Origin of the sequence: Streptococcus sp. HMSC066F10 (assembly GCF_001813805.1) — a bacterium.
GTDB lineage: Bacteria > Bacillota > Bacilli > Lactobacillales > Streptococcaceae > Streptococcus > Streptococcus vaginalis.
Genome location: NZ_KV813955.1, coordinates 1 through 18,361, shown reverse-complemented (window position 1 = coordinate 18,361; position 18,361 = coordinate 1). Strand labels below are relative to the sequence as shown.

General features: G+C 38.8%; 16 protein-coding genes and 3 pseudogenes. 2 read left to right on the top strand and 17 right to left on the bottom strand.

Features of this window, described 5'->3' with window-relative positions; all coding sequences use genetic code 11:
- Positions 1-38 precede the first annotated feature (38 nt).
- From HMPREF2933_RS00665 to pnp, 4 genes are read right to left on the bottom strand one after another with little or no spacing between them, the layout of a single operon-like run.
- Positions 39-800, bottom strand: coding sequence for a nucleoside phosphorylase (locus tag HMPREF2933_RS00665; protein WP_070241992.1), 762 nt, complete (start codon positions 798-800; stop codon positions 39-41).
- A 4-nt stretch (positions 801-804) separates the two neighbouring features.
- Entirely contained in the window at positions 805-1,671 is an 867-nt protein-coding gene (locus HMPREF2933_RS00660) for a GNAT family N-acetyltransferase (RefSeq protein WP_024052740.1), read from the bottom strand.
- Positions 1,672-1,682: 11 nt separating this feature from the next.
- A complete protein-coding gene (cysE, locus tag HMPREF2933_RS00655) occupies positions 1,683-2,300 on the bottom strand; it encodes a serine O-acetyltransferase (RefSeq protein ID WP_024052741.1) in 618 nt (205 codons plus the stop codon).
- A 15-nt stretch (positions 2,301-2,315) separates the two neighbouring features.
- The gene (pnp, locus tag HMPREF2933_RS00650; protein WP_024052742.1) at positions 2,316-4,529 is read right to left on the bottom strand and encodes a polyribonucleotide nucleotidyltransferase; all 2,214 of its coding nucleotides are present in this window, start codon (positions 4,527-4,529) and stop codon (positions 2,316-2,318) included.
- Positions 4,530-4,955: 426 nt separating this feature from the next.
- Between pnp and pepF the strand changes: the two genes are divergently transcribed.
- On the top strand, positions 4,956-6,755 hold the full coding sequence (gene pepF / locus HMPREF2933_RS00645) for an oligoendopeptidase F (RefSeq protein ID WP_024052743.1): 1,800 nt from the start codon (positions 4,956-4,958) through the stop codon (positions 6,753-6,755).
- Positions 6,756-6,983: 228 nt separating this feature from the next.
- On the opposite strand, the gene HMPREF2933_RS00640 is transcribed toward pepF, so the two are convergent.
- The 11 genes and pseudogenes from HMPREF2933_RS00640 to HMPREF2933_RS00590 form a co-directional block, all read right to left on the bottom strand.
- Positions 6,984-8,030, bottom strand: coding sequence for an ArsR/SmtB family transcription factor (locus HMPREF2933_RS00640; protein WP_024052744.1), 1,047 nt, complete (start codon positions 8,028-8,030; stop codon positions 6,984-6,986).
- Positions 8,031-8,103: 73 nt separating this feature from the next.
- Entirely contained in the window at positions 8,104-9,363 is a 1,260-nt protein-coding gene (locus tag HMPREF2933_RS00635; protein WP_024052745.1) for an MFS transporter, read from the bottom strand.
- A gap of 193 nt (positions 9,364-9,556) precedes the next feature.
- Entirely contained in the window at positions 9,557-9,871 is a 315-nt protein-coding gene (gene trxA, locus HMPREF2933_RS00630; protein ID WP_003039843.1) for a thioredoxin, read from the bottom strand.
- Positions 9,872-9,886: 15 nt separating this feature from the next.
- Positions 9,887-10,108 carry a DUF4649 family protein gene (locus HMPREF2933_RS00625; protein WP_003026254.1) on the bottom strand — a complete coding sequence of 74 codons (222 nt, stop codon included), beginning with the start codon at positions 10,106-10,108 and terminating at the stop codon, positions 9,887-9,889.
- 160 nt (positions 10,109-10,268) lie between these two features.
- Complete coding sequence (gene rpsO / locus HMPREF2933_RS00620; RefSeq protein WP_003026255.1) at positions 10,269-10,538, bottom strand: 30S ribosomal protein S15; 270 nt, start codon at positions 10,536-10,538, stop codon at positions 10,269-10,271.
- Between the two features lie 134 nt (positions 10,539-10,672).
- Positions 10,673-11,401 (bottom strand): annotated as a pseudogene (locus tag HMPREF2933_RS00615) (pseudouridine synthase).
- A complete protein-coding gene (locus HMPREF2933_RS00610) occupies positions 11,388-12,560 on the bottom strand; it encodes an MFS transporter (RefSeq protein ID WP_024052798.1) in 1,173 nt (390 codons plus the stop codon). Before HMPREF2933_RS00610 ends, HMPREF2933_RS00615 begins: the two are co-directional and overlap by 14 nt.
- A 121-nt stretch (positions 12,561-12,681) precedes the next feature.
- Complete coding sequence (locus HMPREF2933_RS00605) at positions 12,682-13,959, bottom strand: DUF4832 domain-containing protein (RefSeq protein ID WP_224783935.1); 1,278 nt, start codon at positions 13,957-13,959, stop codon at positions 12,682-12,684.
- 101 nt (positions 13,960-14,060) lie between these two features.
- Positions 14,061-14,721 (bottom strand): annotated as a pseudogene (locus HMPREF2933_RS10530) (DUF4956 domain-containing protein).
- 14 nt (positions 14,722-14,735) lie between these two features.
- Complete coding sequence (locus HMPREF2933_RS00595) at positions 14,736-15,470, bottom strand: polyphosphate polymerase domain-containing protein (protein WP_070584653.1); 735 nt, start codon at positions 15,468-15,470, stop codon at positions 14,736-14,738.
- Positions 15,457-16,519 (bottom strand): annotated as a pseudogene (locus HMPREF2933_RS00590) (CotH kinase family protein). Before HMPREF2933_RS00590 ends, HMPREF2933_RS00595 begins: the two are co-directional and overlap by 14 nt.
- Positions 16,520-16,750: 231 nt before the next feature.
- On the opposite strand from HMPREF2933_RS00590, the gene def reads away from it, so the two are divergent.
- A complete protein-coding gene (gene def, locus HMPREF2933_RS00585) occupies positions 16,751-17,365 on the top strand; it encodes a peptide deformylase (protein ID WP_024052804.1) in 615 nt (204 codons plus the stop codon).
- Between the two features lie 503 nt (positions 17,366-17,868).
- Here the strand turns inward: def and HMPREF2933_RS00580 are convergent.
- Together HMPREF2933_RS00580 and HMPREF2933_RS00575 are read right to left on the bottom strand one after the other, a co-directional pair.
- Entirely contained in the window at positions 17,869-18,099 is a 231-nt protein-coding gene (locus tag HMPREF2933_RS00580; RefSeq protein ID WP_003026266.1) for a GlsB/YeaQ/YmgE family stress response membrane protein, read from the bottom strand.
- Positions 18,100-18,130: 31 nt separating this feature from the next.
- Positions 18,131-18,313 carry a hypothetical protein gene (locus HMPREF2933_RS00575; protein ID WP_024052805.1) on the bottom strand — a complete coding sequence of 61 codons (183 nt, stop codon included), beginning with the start codon at positions 18,311-18,313 and terminating at the stop codon, positions 18,131-18,133.
- Between the last annotated feature and the right edge of the window lie 48 nt (positions 18,314-18,361).

Sequence of the window (18,361 nt, the reverse complement as noted above, 5' to 3'; positions counted from 1 at the left end):
GTCTCCTTTCTGTTTCTTGTTTATCGTAAAGAGTCATTTCAATCCAACTCTCTAGCAATTACTAATGCTATCTCAAAGAAAGTCATAGCATTTGCTTTTCTGTCTTCGTATCTTGCATCCCACTCATGATTGTGATGGTCAACATAATCAGCCGTATAAAAAAATTGATAAACTTTTGCTTGTCGAAATTGTGCCCAAGCCATGATTGCTGAGGCTTCCATATCCACAACAGTCGCACCTGCTGCTAATCTGCGTTTGACCTTATCGGCTGTTTCACGATAGAAAGCATCTGTGGTCCAAGCCTTTGTTCGAATGTGCTCAATGCAAGATTTATTCAAAGCTTCTTCCATGGTTAAAAGCAAAGTTTCGTCATAAGCTATCTCATCACTTGCAGGAGCGTAATGATAACTTGTACCTTCATCACGTAGAGCTGAACTTGGTAGAATAATCTTATCTGCCTGAATAGACTGATCTAGAACTCCGCAAGAACCCAAAACAATAAAGTTCTTAAATCCTCTTGCTTTGAGTTCTTCTAAGAGTCCAACAAACATCGGGGCTCCAATCGTAGCTATAGCAACGGCTACCTTACTCCCATTTTTTTCATAGATATACCATGGAAGTCTGCCATTTAGATTGGTTAGATAGCCACCTTCATAAACATCTTCAAACTTCTTTACTCGTTCAACGATTTCTCCATTAAAAGATAAAATAATCGTGTCACAGATTTCTCCACCACCACGAATACTTCGATCAGTTGGTTCGATAACAGCAGGTACATTTTCGAATTCTTCTAATAGCATTTTTCTACTCTTTCTCATTCAAATAAACTACCTGTGTCTGTTTGACAAAGCCGATTTTTTCATACAAGCGTTTGGCACCTACGTTGCAGTCCTCTACTGCAATCTGAAATTCCTTATCATTTTGCTCGATCAGTTGGTTGACAAGGGATTTAGCTAAGTAGCTTCCATAGCCTTTTCCACGTTCAAGTTCCGATATTGCTAAACCGTAGAAATAATTCGTATCAGTCGATAAATCTACCGTGCAAGTTCCAATAACCTGACCGTCTTTTAATAAAATATATAGGCGACTTTCTGGATCCTTCAGAGCTTCAGCGACATATCTATCCACAACTTCTCTCGATTCATGTTCCTCTGAAAATGCCTGAAATTTTAACTGGCTAATTTGCTCCTGATACGAACTATCTGCTAACAAAACTTCAAGATTAGAAACAGTTACTAACGGATAAGGTCTTCTATCCTTACCTAACCAGGTTTCTGTCTCTTCTTCCTCGACCAATCCCCAGTTGCTGACAAAATCAGGATAACGCTCTAGAAAAATACGTTCTGTCTGAAAAGTAACTGAATGAATAGGGAAAGGAGCCGTTTCTTTCTCAAAACTCGTAAACAAAGCACGCGCAATTCCCTGACGGCGATGATTTGGATGAACCAGTATCGTCACTTCCACATCTTGGTCATCAGCATAGACAGTTAATAGACCAACAAGTTCGCCTTTTTCATAATAAAGGAAAAAGGCGGGCATGTTGGGGTCAAAATTAAGCATGTTAGAAAGATAGGGATCACGATAAGTTCCATCATAGGCTTGGCAACAGTTAATTAGTTTTTTCGCCTCAGATAACTCCTCTTTGCTCAACTTATTTCTTGCTTGAATCATATAGGTATCCTCTACAAACCAGACGATCTGCGGCTGGCTTCTCTAGCCTGCTCGAGTTTATTGACGTAGTACTCCCGTTTTTCTTCGACTTCATGGATGATAGGCTCATCCTTCCGTCCATGAACTCGGACGATCTTAGCCGGAATACCGACAACTGTTACATCACTAGGTACGTCTGCCACGACTACTGCAGCTGCACCAACCTTGGCATTTTCACCGATTTCTACCGGTCCGATGACTTGGGCATGGGCTGATATGAGAGCTCCTTTACGCACAGTCGGATGGCGTTTGCCAACATCCTTCCCTGTTCCACCAAGAGTCACTCCGTGATAGAGAAGAACGCCTTTTTCAACAATCGCTGTCTCTCCAATCACCAGACCTGAGCCATGGTCGATAAAAACACCTGAGTCAATCTGGGCACCCGGATGAATCTCGATTTGGGTCCAAAAACGCCAAAACTGACTGTGCATCCGAGCCAGGAGTTTGAAGCCGTGCTTCCATAGAAAATGCGAGAGACGGTGGGCAGCTAAGACCTTGACACCTGGATAAGTCAGCAAAACTTCCAAACTGTTGCGTGCCGCTGGATCATTTTCTTTTACAATATCAATGGTTTCGCGCCACCATCCCATACATTTCTCCTTTTCTTATTCTGAATCTTTTGGTGTTTCTGTAAATTCTTTCTTAGGTTTGTGGCCCTTATGGTGACGTGGACGGTGAGGTCGCTCAGACTTTTCACCTTTTTCATCATGCTCAGGTTTTGGAGAACGAGGAAGAAGAGCTTTCATAGAGGCATCAATACGGCCTTTTTCATCAATCTTGATGATTTTGACATCTACTTCATCACCAAGTTGTACCAAATCTTCAACCTTATTAGTATGCGTCCAAGCCATTTCTGAGATGTGCACCAAGGCATCTGTCTTGTCAAAGAGATTGACAAAAGCACCGAATTTCTCAATCCGAACCACTTTGGCATGATAAACTTCATCTACTTTTGCTTCACGCACAAGAGCTGCAATGATTTCTTTGGCACGGTTAATCGCATCTTGATCGCTAGAGTAAATAGAAACATTTCCTTCTTCGTCAATGTCAATCTTGACACCTGTTTCTGCGATAATCTTGTCAATCGTTTCACCGCCTTTACCGATGACAATCTTAATTTTATCAACATCAATCTTGATGGTATCAATTTTTGGAGCGGTTGGAGCGAGTTCTGGACGAGGAGCTGGAATTGTACGTTCAATCAAATCTAAAATTTCAAAACGTGCTTTTTTAGCTTGAGCCAATGCTTCTTGCAAGATTTCAGCAGTAATTCCTTCAATCTTAATATCCATTTGAAGAGCAGTAATTCCTTCACGTGTACCAGCCACCTTGAAATCCATATCTCCGAAATGATCTTCTAAGCCTTGAATATCTGTTAAAATCGTGTAATTGCTACCATCTGAAATGAGCCCCATAGCAATTCCGGCTACAGGTGCTTTAATTGGTACCCCACCGGCCATGAGAGCAAGTGTCCCAGCACAAATCGAGGCCTGTGAAGAGGAACCATTTGACTCAAGAACTTCTGCTACCAAACGGATTGCATAAGGGAAATCTTCTAGACTAGGGAGAACTTGCGCAAGTGCACGTTCACCAAGTGCTCCATGACCGATTTCACGACGACCTGGTGCACCATAACGACCCGTTTCTCCTACAGAGTATTGTGGAAAGTTGTAGTGGTGCATAAAGCGTTTCTTGTATTCTGGATCCAAACCGTCAACGATTTGTGTTTCGCCCATTGGTGCCAAGGTCAAAACAGATAAAGCCTGAGTTTGCCCACGAGTAAAGAGACCAGAACCATGCACACGTGGTAGGTAGTCAATTTCAGCATCTAGTGGACGAATTTCATCAACCTTACGACCGTCAGGACGCACCTTGTCTTCTGTAATCAAACGGCGCACTTCAGCATGTTCCATTTGTTCCAAGATTTCAGCCACATCACGCATGATGCGTTCATATTCTTCATGGTCTGCATATTTTTCTTCGCAAACTGCTGTTACTTGGTCTTTAACTGCTTGAGTTGCAGCTTCACGAGCCAATTTTTCTTCCACTTGAACCGCTTTTTGGAGGTCGCTGTTGTAGGCTGCGATGATTTCAGCCTGTAATTCAGTGTCCACATGAAGCAATTCTACTTCTGCTTTTTCTTTACCAACTGCAGCAACGATTTCTTCTTGGAAGGCAATCAATTCTTTGACTGCTTCGTGCCCTTTGAGAAGAGCTTCCAACATGATTTCTTCTGACAATTCTTTGGCACCAGACTCTACCATGTTGATCGCTTCTTTAGTTCCTGCAACAGTTAATTCCAATAACGAAGCTTCTTTTTGTTCTTGACTTGGATTGATAACCAATTCTCCATTAATATAGCCAACTTGTACACCAGCAATTGGTCCGTTAAAAGGAATATCTGAGATTGATAACGCAAGAGATGAACCAAACATAGCTGCCATAGGTGCTGAAGCATCCGCATCATAAGAAAGAACGGTATTGATAACCTGAACTTCATTGCGGAAACCTTCCGCAAACATGGGACGAATGGGACGGTCGATTAAGCGAGCGGTCAAAGTCGCGTCCGTTGAAGGGCGTCCTTCGCGCTTGTTAAAGCCACCAGGGTATTTCCCAGCTGCGTACATCTTTTCTTCATAATTGACTTGAAGCGGGAAGAAATCGCCAGTCGCCATTTTCTTTGACATAACGGCTGCTGTCAGAACGGTACTTTCACCATAGCGCACCACTACGCTACCATTCGCTTGCTTCGCCACTTGTCCAGTTTCAACCACTAATTCTTTGCCAGCAAAAGTGGTTTTAAATACTTGCTTTGTCATATATATTCCTCGTTGAGCTTATACTCAATTTCTAATTTTTTTATACGTCTTGCCTACAAAGATCAAGATACAAAGCATTAAAATTGATTGGTACTTAGTACCTAATAAGTTTACGCTAATCGCTAAATGCCTTGCTAAGTCAAAGCCTCTTGCCAAATAATACCGATTTAACAAGTTCCTGTCGCAAATCTCGTTAAACGCTCACAATATTCATCTGCTGTACTTTTGAAATAAACAAGGATTGTCCCTAATAAGCCTTTAAATCCTCATCTTTGTATCAAGCACGTATAAACTTTATTTTATCATATTTTACACCAAAAGAAAAAGCCTTAAAATAGCTTTTTAACAAGAATTTTTGAAATGTTATCTATTATTCTTATTTTCTGCTATACTAGAAGAAAGTTAATGACAAGGAGAAATAGATTTATGGTTGAACAAAAGCAACGTTCTGAATTTCCAGAAAAGGAGCTGTGGGACTTAACAGCCCTCTATCAAGACCGAGAGGATTTCTTGCGGGCGATTGAAAAAACGCGTGAGGACATTAACCAATTCACACGTGATTATAAGGATAACCTCCATACTTTTGAGGATTTTGAAAAGGCTTTTGCTGAATTGGAGCAAATCTACATTCAAAGAAGCCATATTGGCAACTACAGCTTTATGCCGCAAACAACGGACTACAGTGATGAAAGCTTTGCACAGATTGCGCAAGCTGGTACAGATTTTGAAACAGAAGCCAGCGTTGCGCTTAGCTTCTTTGACGCAGCTTTGGTAAATGCCAATGAAAAAGTACTCGACCGTCTCGGACAACTACCGCATTTGACTGCTGCAATTCGTCAAGCAAAAATTCAAAAAGCTCACTATTTAGGTGCCGATGTCGAAAAGGCTCTGACAAATCTCAGTGAAGTTTTTTACAGCCCACAAGACATTTACACCAAAATGAGGGCAGGTGATTTTGCCATGGAGGATTTTGAAGTAGACGGAAAAGTTTATAAGAATAGCTTTATCAGCTACGAAAATTTCTACCAAAATCACGAAAATGCTCAAGTCCGTGAAAAGTCTTTCCGGTCTTTCTCAGCTGGACTTCGTAAACATCAACATACTGCTGCTGCAGCTTATCTGGCTCAAGTGAAATCTGAAAAGCTGATTGCTGATATGCGGGGGTATGACTCTGTTTTTGACTATCTTTTGGCTGAGCAAGAGGTAGACCGTTCTATGTTTGACCGGCAAATTGACCTCATCATGACAGAATTCGCCCCTGTTGCACAAAAGTTTCTCAAACACGTTGCTAAAATCAACGGTCTTGAAAAAATGACCTTTGCAGATTGGAAATTGGACTTGGACAGCGCACTTAATCCTGATGTCACTATTGATGACGCTTACGAACTAGTAATGAAGTCCGTTGCTCCACTTGGAGAAGAATACACGTGCGAAATTGCCAATTATCAAAAAGAGCGCTGGGTGGATTTTGCAGCTAATGCCGGCAAGGACTCCGGAGGCTATGCAACTGACCCTTATCGTGTGCACCCGTACGTTCTCATGAGCTGGACAGGCCGTATGAGTGATGTGTATACTCTGATTCATGAAATTGGCCACTCTGGTCAGTTCATCTTCTCTGACAATAGTCAAAGCTATTTCAATACCCACATGTCTACCTATTACGTAGAAGCTCCTTCTACCTTCAACGAACTCTTACTTAGCGACTATTTGGAACATCAATTTGACAATCCACGCCAAAAACGCTTTGCTCTTGCGCATCGCTTAACTGACACCTACTTCCATAACTTCATCACTCACCTCCTGGAAGCAGCTTTCCAACGCCGTGTTTACAATCTGATTGAAGCCGGCGAAACCTTTGGTGCTGCTAAACTGAACAGTATTATGAAAGAAGTTCTGACCGAATTCTGGGGGGAAGCGGTGGAAATTGATGACGATGCTGCACTTACTTGGATGCGCCAAAGTCACTATTACATGGGACTGTACAGTTATACCTATTCTGCAGGTCTCGTTATCTCAACTGCTGGTTATCTTCATTTGAAAAATTCTGAAAATGGAGCCCGCGATTGGCTCAACTTCCTCAAATCCGGCGGAAGCACAACGCCTCTTGAATCTGCTCGCATCATTGGCGCGGATATCTCTACTGATAAACCACTCCGTGATACCATTCAATTCCTGTCGGACACAGTTGATCAGATTATTGCATACAGCGAAGAATTGGAAGAATAACAGAAACTATTCAAAAGGGAGTGGGACAAAAATCGGTAATTTCGAAGAAATTTGATTTTGTCGTCCCACCCCCGCACAGTTGAGTAGGGCTGTAAAGGTTGATTTATCAACCGCATAGAACCCACTCAACCACTGCGACTTGCAAGAAACTCATAAAAATCTGACGAGGTTAAGGACTTTTGCCCCAGCCTCTTTTTTCGTCTGTAACTAATCTAAAGATCTTTCTGTTCACTTTTCTTCCAAGCCAAAGTCACTCGTCAGCTTGGCAATGATTTCTCTAAGTAAACTTTTATTTACATCATATTTCACATCTTTATGGTCACGGTTAAAAAGCAGGAGTTTTGCATTGATGAGCTTTTGAGTATGAAAAGAAACTGCTGCTCCAGTAATATCTAACTCTTCAGCAATCCGTTTGCTCTTTGCATACGGTTTAGCTAATTCTACCATAACATTATAGCGTGTGCTATCACTAAGTACCTTGAGAACTGCGGCAAACGTATCCATATCCAGTTCTGTTCCACTTTTAAGTAATTGATCAATGCGGCAAGAAACGATAAAATAATGGCTCTCACTCGGTTCTGTTTCACTAAAATAAGATGCAAACTGCACCACCCATGGACTGACAACATAAAGCCTAATAAATTGATTTTCTTTAAAATTCCAATCAAAATGAGATAGGCTAGCAGACTCTGCAATGGTATTCTCCAATGAAAAGGATGACGCATAAGCTCTACGTTCAGCAGCACTTTTTTCCAAGTAAGGCTGGTAAAGCGGAATAAGTTCCCGAGACAATTCTATTAACTCTTTCATAGCTTCAAGTGGCTTCCGATAAAATTGACTGAAATACCACTTAGTTTCTGATTTAATAGATGATGCTTCTAAATAATCCCAAAAATCTCCACTTTTAGCCATGTGCTCAGGACCTGTGTTTAAGAGACCTTTTAGCTGTTCTCTTATCGCTTCGGCATCTAGCTGCAAACAGTAGGCATGTACCGCTTCAACCGATTTGGGCGTCAGCCCCTTATCTACCATCTCCAAATAGCAACTTTGCAGCAAGGTGATTCCATAACCAGTCAAATAATAGGTTTCCATTTTTTCCTTATAAGGTTGAAACAAAAGGCGAAGCTCTTCCATTATAGGAAAAACATCTTTAAAAAGCTCACGCTCTTTGCCACTAAAACTTTCGATAGTCTCTCTTCTATCCTGTATCAGAGTAGATAGAGAAAACTGCTCCATTAAATCACTTGCTTGTTCTGAATACTGTACTTCCACCATTATCTTTACTCCTTCTTTAGTGTTATCTTATCAAATTCACCCTAACAAGTAAACTGTTTGGAAAGCTATTGCATCACTTGTTTAGCATTTTTTTGGGCACTTTCAGTGTATAAAAGAATAAAATCGATGATAATATTAAAAATAAGAAAGCAATTTGGGCTGATGACAAGAACGTCACTAAAACTGCTACCAGCATTTGACAAAGAACTAAACCTAATGTGGAAAAACTACTAATCCCCGCACTGATTGTCGCCAAATGCTTCTCAGGAAGCGATGAAATGACAAAAGCATTCATCTTCGGCTGAAAAATGCCTACGATAACCATTGTCAAAAAATTCACCAAGAAAATAATATAAATACTGTGGAGTAAAAAACCAATAAAGAGAGCAGGAGGCATGAATACGGAAATCTTCAGCAAAAATTCCATACTTACTTTTTTTAATAAGGTCGTTACCAAAACACTCCCCAAAATATTTCCTATCAAAGTTACAACTGTAACGGTTGCTATAGTTGTGGCTGGATTGAGAAATGCAAAACTGGGATTTTCTTTCATATTTAGGAGGAGCAGTGCATTCTCTGCTGCAAATACAGCATTTAAACCAGCAATGGTAAAAATAGAAGTCTTTAAGACGGAGATATTCTGAACAGTTTGATAAGATTGCTGCAAACTATTCCATGTATTTTTAATAAAATGCCTCTCTCCCTCACGATTATCAACAGAAGAATGAATTCGATTATCTTTGAGCAGATTATTTAAACTGGGACGAAGTATCAACATTATCAAAGCACTAACTACAAAAGTTCCAGCATTAAAAAATGCAAGGTATTGGTAACTCATCAGCCCGACTAAAATTGCTCCGCTGGACTGAAAGAGAATCTTTAGGATAGAGCTTGCTCCTTGACGAAAGGCATACATGGCTTCACGATCTTCCAATGGAATAATACGAAGGCTGAGTGGTATATGCAAAGCATCTTCATATTGACCAGCTAGGTCAGATAAAAGATTGACCAATACAGCTAAAATCACTCCCCATAAAGCTGGCTGAAAGCCCATAGCCAGACCAATGAGCAGATACAGCCCTGTCCGAAACAGAAGCGTCGCCAAAATCGTATCTACTTTCTTCTTAGTACGATCGCCCCACATGCCCATGAAAATCATCGTTAGAAAAGGCAAACTTTCAGATAAAGTCACTAAAGAGATTGCAAATTTTGCTTCTGGCAATAGCAGAACATAATTCATTAAAGCCAAATAATAGAGTATATCTCCAAAATTAGACAACATATCCGAGACGAAAGTTCCCATAAACAGTTTATTTTGCAATATTCGTTTCATTTTATATCCGCTTTCTCTTCGTTAAGCAATCACTTAATTTTTTATTAAATGTAATTATACACTTAATTTTAAATAAGTCAATGCTTTATTTTGAGTTTTATTAGAATCCTCAAGAATCTCTTTTAGGTATCCTAGTGACTAAAAGTTTTCAGGCACCTAAAAATCCACTTAAAAACTAAGCGGATTTTATGCTTTATCCTAATTCTGCCACAATTTGCTTGATTTGTGCTGCTGTATGTACCCCGGCGACTTGTTTCACAACTTGACCGTTCTTTTTAAATAAGAGAGTCGGAATACTCATAATACCAAATTGTCGTGCGGTATTTGGATTTTCATCAACGTCTATCTTCACGATTTTCAATTCATCTTCTGGAATTTCTACGGAAAGTTTTTCTAGAATAGGAGCTTGCATACGACAAGGTCCACACCAAGTAGCCCAAAAGTCAATAAGAACAAGACCGTCCTTTGTTTCTGCTTCAAACGTTGCATCAGTAATAGCTTTTGTCATCATTTTACCTCACTTTTATTTGTATTGATTTAAATCTTGCTTCATTAGATAAAAGAAAACATCACCGTAAGTCCCTTGGTAATCCAATTCGTGTCCATTAACAAGCAGCTTTTGAACCGGATAATAATCTGCTACATTGATCAAGCAGGCCTGTTGAGATTGCTCAAATTCTTGATAGCTTTCAAACGTTATAACCCTCTCTTGCTTACTAGCATCCAAATAAGTGATTTCAATCATGGTCATTCTCCTTTTTATTATTCAATTACATTTGTAATTATTTTTATAAATACATTGTATCAATAGTTATTACAACAGTCAAAGGATATGCTTACTCTGACACATTTCTATTTCTAATGGTAAAAAAAGCTCTCATTTTCATGAGAGACTTTTAATTGAATTAACGACGAAGTCCGAGTGAGTTGATCAATTCACGGTAACGGTTAACGTCGTTCTTACGCAAGTAGGCAAGAAGGTTACGACGGCGACCGATTTTTTTCATCAATCCACGGTAAGTAGCGTGGTCTTTTTTGTGTACCTTGATGTGTTCGTTGAGGTGGTTAATTTCCCAAGTAAGAACAGCTACTTGTACTTCAACTGAACCTGTGTCACCTTCGTGACGTGCATATTGTGCAATGATTTCATTTTTTTTCTCTTTTGAGATTGCCATGATAGACTCCTTTTCTTTACGCTTCATCCGAGTGTTAGGCTTGGCCCACCTAATACCAAGAAAAAGTTATTTGTCTTTAACGACATCCTTATTCTACCAAGAAGAAAAGGTTTTGTCAAATGGGACATTCCGGCTTAGACTTCTACACCAAAAATAGTGAGTTTTTCTAATTCTTCTTTTGTCAAACGACGGAACGTTCCTATTTCCAACTTTCTATCCAGAGTTAATGGTCCCATAGAAAGGCGTTCCAAGTCAGTTACTTTTTTGCCACATGCTTGAACCATTCGCTTCACTTGGTGAAATTTTCCTTCAGAAATTATAATCTCCACCAGAGAAGTTTGCTATTCTTCATTCACTTCTAATATGGTCAATTTTGCAGGCTGACAGGTAAAGTCCTTGAGTTCTATTCCTGCTTCAAAATGTTCCACATCTTTTTCAGTTATAATCCCATCTACCTTTGCACGATAAACTTTTGCTGCATGCTTTTTAGGAGACAGCATAGCGTGTGCCAAAGCTCCATTATTGGTTAATAACAAAAGACCATGAGTGTCAATGTCGAGCCATCCGACTGGAAAGACTGCTTTCTGGCGTGCATTTTCATCCAGCAAATCCAAAACTGTTCGATGCTTATCATCTTCGGTAGCAGAAATGACACCTTTGGGTTTATTCAAAAGATAATAGACAAATCTTTTATAGATCAGAACTTGGTTATTAACCGAAATTTCATCCTGATTTTCATCTATTTGAATTTTCGCAGATGTTTCTATTTTTCCATTCACCAAAACTTGCTTCTTTTTCAATAGGCGTTTGACTTCTGTTCGTGAGCCAAAGTCCATTTCTACTAAAAACTTATCTAATCGCATCCTTTCCCTCATTTTGTTGATAAGTGACAAAAGAAGCTAAAATGGATACTGCTATCATGAGAACCCCTAGTACACTAAAAATAAAGGTTGGAACAGAAGAAATGATTCCAATCAAGGATAGGACGAATGTTGATACTGAAGCACCACTACTGCAACCCAAGACAACAATCGCTGTTGCACGATTGACTAAATGGGCAGGAATTTTCTCTGATACAATATGAAATACAGCTGTTAGAGATACGCTATAAGCAAAACCAGCCAACAGAGCACTTAAACTTAAGAACCAAATGTGGCTCGAAAAACCAATCATCACTTGACTGAGACCAAAAATAATTCCCATTACTGTCAATAAGCGATTTTTCAGTAAACTCACTAGACTAGCAAAGCTAACACCAGCTAGAATCCCGATAAGCTGCATACAGCTGAGAATCAAGCTCGCTGTTTCAGCACTTCCCATTTTATTCTGTAAGACAAGACTTGGAATACGTAAATTGATAGCGACATTGGTACACACAATCATTCCAGCTATAAAAGCCAACAATATGCTTAAACGCACTTGTTTTGTGGTCATTTTCTGAGCAGACTTGAGATACTTATGTTTATCGACTTTGCTTTTTTCATAAGGAACAAACAAAAGATACAATGCTAAAACAATAAAGCCAACTGTATAAACCAGAAAAGTAGTTGTCCAACCAAAACGCAAGAGTTGCCCGACCGCTAAAGTCAGCAAAGCCATCCCAACAACTTCTGCTGACCCACGGTAGCCCAACATCTGCACACGCTCTCTCCCTTGGAATCGCTCACTAATAATCGCAATTGCTCGAGGGTTCATCATACCTAGCCCTAAACCAAAAATAAATCGCGAAGCAAAAACGAGACCATAAGCTTGATTGAAAAATGGGATGAGGCCACAAATAGAAAACAACAATAGTCCTAGTATAATCATTTGCCGCTCAGATAAAAAACGCTCCAAAATACTATTAAAAAGTAATAAAGACATAATCCCAATAGACGGCAAGGAGACTAATAACTCTACCTGACTAGAGGAATAATTCTTATAAAACTGAGACATTGCCGGTAAAGCGCTGGAAATTGAAAATGCCGTTGTCAACACAAATGATAAAGCCAGAATACTAGCTTTCTCCATGAATCTTTTCATCTTATCTTCTTTCTAAAATCACACTATCCCTATCATACAGTTTTTTATGAAAAGACGCAATCTAATTCTGACATAAAAAACCAACGCCGTAAATAAGAATACAACGTTGGTTTGCTTAGTCTCAATCTTCATACAAAGTCATCAATTTTTCTCTTTCCTGTCCTTTATTGGCAAATCGAACAGCTGGTTTCTTAGTGAGAGGAGAAACTATTCCCAAAGCGATTTTGTATCCATTTCCTTCACCAGTCACGTTAACAGTTGAAAGGGAAATTTGCACCTTTTGTTCTTTATCAGGTAAGATTTTTGTTAAAGCAATCGGTACGGTTTTACTTTCAATAATAGCACCCATTCTGTTGAGCACATAAATTTTCACTTTCCAATTGCGATAAAAGGGGGCAACTCCTTTATTTGCTAATGTCATCGTCAACTGAGTAGATGTCTTACCAGATGTCAAAGTCATCTGAGGAACCCATAAACGATAGCCCATGTTTTTCAAGATTTCATTATAGCCACTATTATCATTGTCTATCCTTTCAGCAATTTTAGGACCCAAAAAAGTAGTATGAGATTCCTGAAGTTCTTTGATGATCTGTTTCAGCTTTTTCCCCATGAGAGTTTTCATAGTAGCTGAACTGGTTAATTCACCACCTATAGGAGCAGTTTGCCAGGCATTTGGCATAGGGACTAAACCATTTTTTGCATTTTCCTGATCATAATCTCCACCAGATTTAATCCAATTTAACCAAACTTTTTTACTTTCTTCGTCCCCAACCACATCATTATAAAGACCAAACCCATATTTTTTAGCTACTGTAAACGGACGCCGCATCAAAATATTCGCTTCTGGGAAAGCATCTATCCAAGGGGTAATATATTTTTCACGAATAGCCGCTTCTGGCAACTTCCGAATATTGGCTTCGTCATTCACATGCCACTCTCCCCAATGACCTAGTCCCCCTAGCTCAATAAAAGAAATTTGTCCTGAATCAGCCCATCTCTTCCCCATCGCCTCAATTGCTTTTTGATAATATTGAAGAAGTTTTTTATCCTCATAATTAGGAGAAAAAACTTTTCCATAGGAAGAAGTATAGCGGTCTCCCGGATCAGACATTTTTTTGATTAACCAAGAAGGAATATCCTCATGAGTGGCTTTCCGAGGATAGTCCAAAACAAAGCGAAAAACAACATGCTTTCCTTCTTTTAACCAGCGTTTAAGCTGATTTTTTGCTTCTAAGGCTTCCCAAGCATATACCCCTTTTTTAGGCTCCAATTCTTTCCAAGTTACATCCATATAAACCAACTGAACATCCTTAGTTACTTCTGATTCCTTAGCTGAAGGAGCATAGTCCATCAGAGGATTGGCTAGTGCTTTATCAGAGTAAGTAAAATTCTGCTCCACTCGTTTTCTACCTTTTTTAAAAGAAGGAGAAAAAAGCACTACACAAATAAATAGGAGGGCTAAAACATCTAAACAAATTGGTATTATTCTGTTCATTCTCATCATCCGTGATATTCACCATTGTATTGAATCAGAGTCACATCCGAAACTTGATCAATATTCCGGATTTGCTCTACAAAAACAAAATTCTCTTTTTGACAAAAGACCTCTACTGCCATTTCGACAGTATCTCCTCGCATCGTTTTTGACTTAACAAAATATTTCATTTTTCCAAAAGCCTGAATAATTTTATCGCCCGTTTCATCACCTTTATAATGGATAACAGCAATATAGACTTTTCCTTGCCCCTGCATTTTGCTAAAAATGATTAACATTCCAAAAATGACAGTTGCCGTTACAATTGCCAAAATGTACATGCCCGCTCCAACAGTGATTCCTGTTGTAATAGCCCAGAACAGATAAATCAAGTCCATCGGATCCTTAACCGCTGTACGATAACGAACGATAGACAGCGCCCCTACCATACCAAATGTTGGAGCTAATAGCTAGTGTTACCATCGCTGTTAAAATAGACATTCCAACTAAGGTCATGGCAAAACTTCTAGAATAGACAACGCCGGTAAAAAATCGTTGATAAACAAAGTAAATGAAAGCTCCTAGTGCAATGGCTAATAGTAAGGTCGCAACAATTTTCCTAATATTTTGGGTTGTGAAATTTTCTGATTGTAAGACAGATTTTTTAATGATATCTTGAACACTCATCTTTTTCTCCTCTACTAGTGGTCTGTATCATACCAGTATCCGAAATCATGTAAGTAGGCTGTTTTTTCATAACACAATACATATTTGGATACGGCAAGAAACTCGGAAGCTTGTGGCGGAATGATAGTTTTTATAATTTGCGGTAGTAATTCTGTATATTTGACTTCAAAAACCAATTTACCTGGCTGCAATATCGGCAGCGTCGGCAACGATGGATCAAATATATCATAGCTACCAATAGCAGCTCGAACATTTGAATCAAACGTCAATCGAACTGTTCCTGTGTCATAAACCCAAGGTTCTCGTTCATAGTCTACTATAACACGAGGTCGCATCATATTTGCCACACATTCAACATAAAATTCTCTACACAACAAATAGGGGCTATGGAGAAGAAAATTATAGTTACCATCAAGAATTTTTTCTACCTCTTCTCGTGTTAAAGGAGCTGCTTCTTTATAAATATACTGTCCAAATTTCTTTTTGCGCTCCAATTTGATACTTCGGTCACTAAAATTATAGATCCGAATACGGTATTTTTTACGCATCAAAATTCCCGCTTCTTTTCCCTCATAAGCACTATTCCAGTAATCATCAAAGTACAGACTACGAATAGTATACCCACCATTTTGAGCATGTCTATCCAAAGATAGGATGGAGCCAAAGCGTTGCGTCAATAGTTCTTTTTCTTTCAGATCAATCAGGTATTTCCTTTCATGACGAAACTGTTCTTCTTTATTTATTTTCATAAACATCAACCTTTATCTTACCATCTTCCATCACATAAAAACTTAAAACGCCAAAAAGACTGGTAGTATCCACACGATATTGTTCAAAAGAAGCCTGAGATTTACCATCAGAATTTGTAGCAATCACGCGCATAAAATATTGACCTTTTGGAAGATGTTTTGTAGTGACACTTGTCTCTGTTAGACCTTTCTTGTCAAGGATCTTATCTTTAAAGTTAGGCTCCTTAGCTAATTCTACATGATAAGTGATTTCTTTATTGTTAAAATCGTATGATGACATCCACTTAAGAACCAGTTCCCCATTCTCAACTTTTGGCTGGTCAATATAAAATGGTTGAGGAGACTGCAAACTATTTTTATAATCTTGATAATTTTTTTCAACTTCCTTTGGTAATTCATTTAAAATCTTGTCATATTGCTCCTCTTTTATAGGCATACGCTCCACATCTGGCATACGACTTAAATATGGTTTGACAATATTCGCATATTGCTTGCTCAAGTCACCGATACTGTTAGGACTAAGTTGATTTCTATATAATTTATCAACCACTTTATCCAAACCCGTTCTAAATCTTTCAGATTTTAGCAATCGTTGAAAAAGGAGATTCCCCCAATAATTACTCACACCATAACGCCAAGAATTTTGTCCCAGCGCACCCGACCTACGAAGTTCTCTCTCGCCTTTCCGTAAAGAATCGTCCAAATCCCAAGGTAAAATATACCAACGAGTTCCATTTTGTGGGCTATAAAGGAACATATTCCGATTTTGATTGTCAATGTTTCCCATTAAAATCTGAAAAGCTAACCAATATTGGATGTTTTCGGCATCAAAATATTTTTCTAACATTTTATCGCCTGTCGTTGACTTATCATTCAATTTATCCAACATATCAATGGCCTCTTTTGTTTTCGGAAAAACTGTCAATTTTAATTTTTTTTGAACTTTTTAAATCTGTTTCTCCCAAAAGATAAACCGTATCCTTTGGAAAAGCTTCTTGTATAAACTTTTTGGTTACATATCCCGTATTTCCAAATAGTAGAATTTTCAATTTTTTGTCCCTCCTAAAAAGTAATTTATTTTGTTACTAATAATAGTTTAGTATCCAACTAAATATCAAGCAAAATAGACTAATTTTTTACTAATTTATTTCGTGTTTTCTCCACATATTCATTACACGCTATTCCGATTTCTTTCTTTCTCCTTTATTTTGTGTTATATTTATCATATACAAAGAATTTAATTTGGAATAGAAATCCATTTTTAGAACGAAGGAGAAAACATGTCTGTTATTGAAAAATTAACAAAACCAGCTCACTTGATTGATATGAATGACATCATTCGTGAAGGGAATCCAACGCTTCGGGCAGTCGCCAAGGATGTCACCTTTCCACTTACAGAGCAAGAAGTTATCTTGGGTGAAAAAATGCTCCAATTTTTGAGAAATTCACAAGACCCTGCAACTGCTGAAAAAATGGGGCTTCGTGGCGGCGTTGGTCTAGCTGCACCTCAGCTAGATCTGTCAAAGCGTATTATTGCTGTATTGGTGCCAAACCTGCCAGACAAAGAGGGCAATCCACCAAAGGAAGCCTATGCTTTGCAAACGGTTATGTACAACGCTAAAGTCGTGGCACATTCTGTTCAAGATGCCGCACTCGCTGAAGGGGAGGGCTGCTTGTCAGTTGACCGTGAAGTTCCTGGTTATGTCGTGCGCCATGCGCGTGTCACCGTTGAATATTTTGATAAAGAGGGTGAAAAGCACCGTATCAAACTAAAAGGATACAATGCCATTGTCGTGCAACACGAAATCGACCATACAAATGGCATTATGTTCTATGACCGCATCAATGAAAAAGATCCTTTCGCAATCAAAAAAGGCATGTTAGTGATTGAATAATAAATAAAAAGGAATCTCTGTTCTAAAACAGCATTCCTAATTAAAATTTCTTTATAAAAGCACTATAACTCAATAATACAAATTAAAAGAACAACTTTGGCATTCTGATAAACAGAAAATTAAGGTTGTTCTTTTTTTGTAGTTATCGTGTGAATCTGTCTCAGACGCACTCCTTTATGATGACAAGCAATTTTAACGCAACTGCTATCGCACAAAAACAAAGCACCATTTTGAGGTGGTAGATAGAACTTGTGAAGCAAGTCTCATCTTCATTCGCCTTTGAAACTCCAAAGAGCAATTTTGATGAAACCTTCGTTTTCTGCATTCACTATCTAAACAGTCTGAAAAACAGTTAAGTCGCCTTGTGGGGCGAGACTATACAGAACATTTTGTACCGAAGCCTTGAAATAAGAAAGCTGAGATTAACATTTTCAAATGTTAATTCCTTTGTGGGCGACTGCACTAGCAATCGTAGGTATCGGTCTCACTCCTATTTTTAGAAGTCAGCTTCCTCTTTCCCAGAAAATAGCTAAAAGAATAATCGCTCCCAACACTGAAGGGATGATTGCTGTATCTGACAGATGAGGTCCCCAGCTACCAAAGAGCATTTGCCCAAGCCAGGCTCCAAACCAACCTAGTAAGATTTTGCCGATACAGCCCATTCGTTCTCCACGATTGGTGATTGCTGCTGCAATTAGACCAATAATGAAGCCGACAAACATACTTCCAATCATTTAGTTATCCTTCCTGATTATTTCATTATTCTCACTTTTGCACTATTTTATGCAAACAGCAGCCTTTCTTGTTTTTGGAAGAATAGGCACGACTTGCTAATACAGCCAAACTGACCAACGCCACCGAAGCAAGTACTACTTTTCCAGAAAATTCTAGTGAATAATGAAAATCTCTTAGGGCTTTTTTATCTTCAGCTGAAATCATTAACTTCATAACGTATCCTTTCTATTTGATAAGTTGTAAAATATAGTGCAACAAAAA

What these genes read in the sequence shown, in the direction of transcription:
- HMPREF2933_RS00665 (WP_070241992.1), bottom strand. Translation starts at nt 800, where the DNA reads ATGCTATTAGAAGAATTCGAAAATGTACCTGCTGTTATCGAACCAACT.
- HMPREF2933_RS00660 (WP_024052740.1), bottom strand. Translation starts at nt 1,671, where the DNA reads ATGATTCAAGCAAGAAATAAGTTGAGCAAAGAGGAGTTATCTGAGGCG.
- cysE (WP_024052741.1), bottom strand. Translation starts at nt 2,300, where the DNA reads ATGGGATGGTGGCGCGAAACCATTGATATTGTAAAAGAAAATGATCCA.
- pnp (WP_024052742.1), bottom strand. Translation starts at nt 4,529, where the DNA reads ATGACAAAGCAAGTATTTAAAACCACTTTTGCTGGCAAAGAATTAGTG.
- pepF (WP_024052743.1), top strand. Translation starts at nt 4,956, where the DNA reads ATGGTTGAACAAAAGCAACGTTCTGAATTTCCAGAAAAGGAGCTGTGG.
- HMPREF2933_RS00640 (WP_024052744.1), bottom strand. Translation starts at nt 8,030, where the DNA reads ATGGTGGAAGTACAGTATTCAGAACAAGCAAGTGATTTAATGGAGCAG.
- HMPREF2933_RS00635 (WP_024052745.1), bottom strand. Translation starts at nt 9,363, where the DNA reads ATGAAACGAATATTGCAAAATAAACTGTTTATGGGAACTTTCGTCTCG.
- trxA (WP_003039843.1), bottom strand. Translation starts at nt 9,871, where the DNA reads ATGACAAAAGCTATTACTGATGCAACGTTTGAAGCAGAAACAAAGGAC.
- HMPREF2933_RS00625 (WP_003026254.1), bottom strand. Translation starts at nt 10,108, where the DNA reads ATGATTGAAATCACTTATTTGGATGCTAGTAAGCAAGAGAGGGTTATA.
- rpsO (WP_003026255.1), bottom strand. Translation starts at nt 10,538, where the DNA reads ATGGCAATCTCAAAAGAGAAAAAAAATGAAATCATTGCACAATATGCA.
- HMPREF2933_RS00610 (WP_024052798.1), bottom strand. Translation starts at nt 12,560, where the DNA reads ATGAAAAGATTCATGGAGAAAGCTAGTATTCTGGCTTTATCATTTGTG.
- HMPREF2933_RS00595 (WP_070584653.1), bottom strand. Translation starts at nt 15,470, where the DNA reads ATGAAAATAAATAAAGAAGAACAGTTTCGTCATGAAAGGAAATACCTG.
- def (WP_024052804.1), top strand. Translation starts at nt 16,751, where the DNA reads ATGTCTGTTATTGAAAAATTAACAAAACCAGCTCACTTGATTGATATG.
- HMPREF2933_RS00580 (WP_003026266.1), bottom strand. Translation starts at nt 18,099, where the DNA reads ATGATTGGAAGTATGTTTGTCGGCTTCATTATTGGTCTAATTGCAGCA.
- HMPREF2933_RS00575 (WP_024052805.1), bottom strand. Translation starts at nt 18,313, where the DNA reads ATGAAGTTAATGATTTCAGCTGAAGATAAAAAAGCCCTAAGAGATTTT.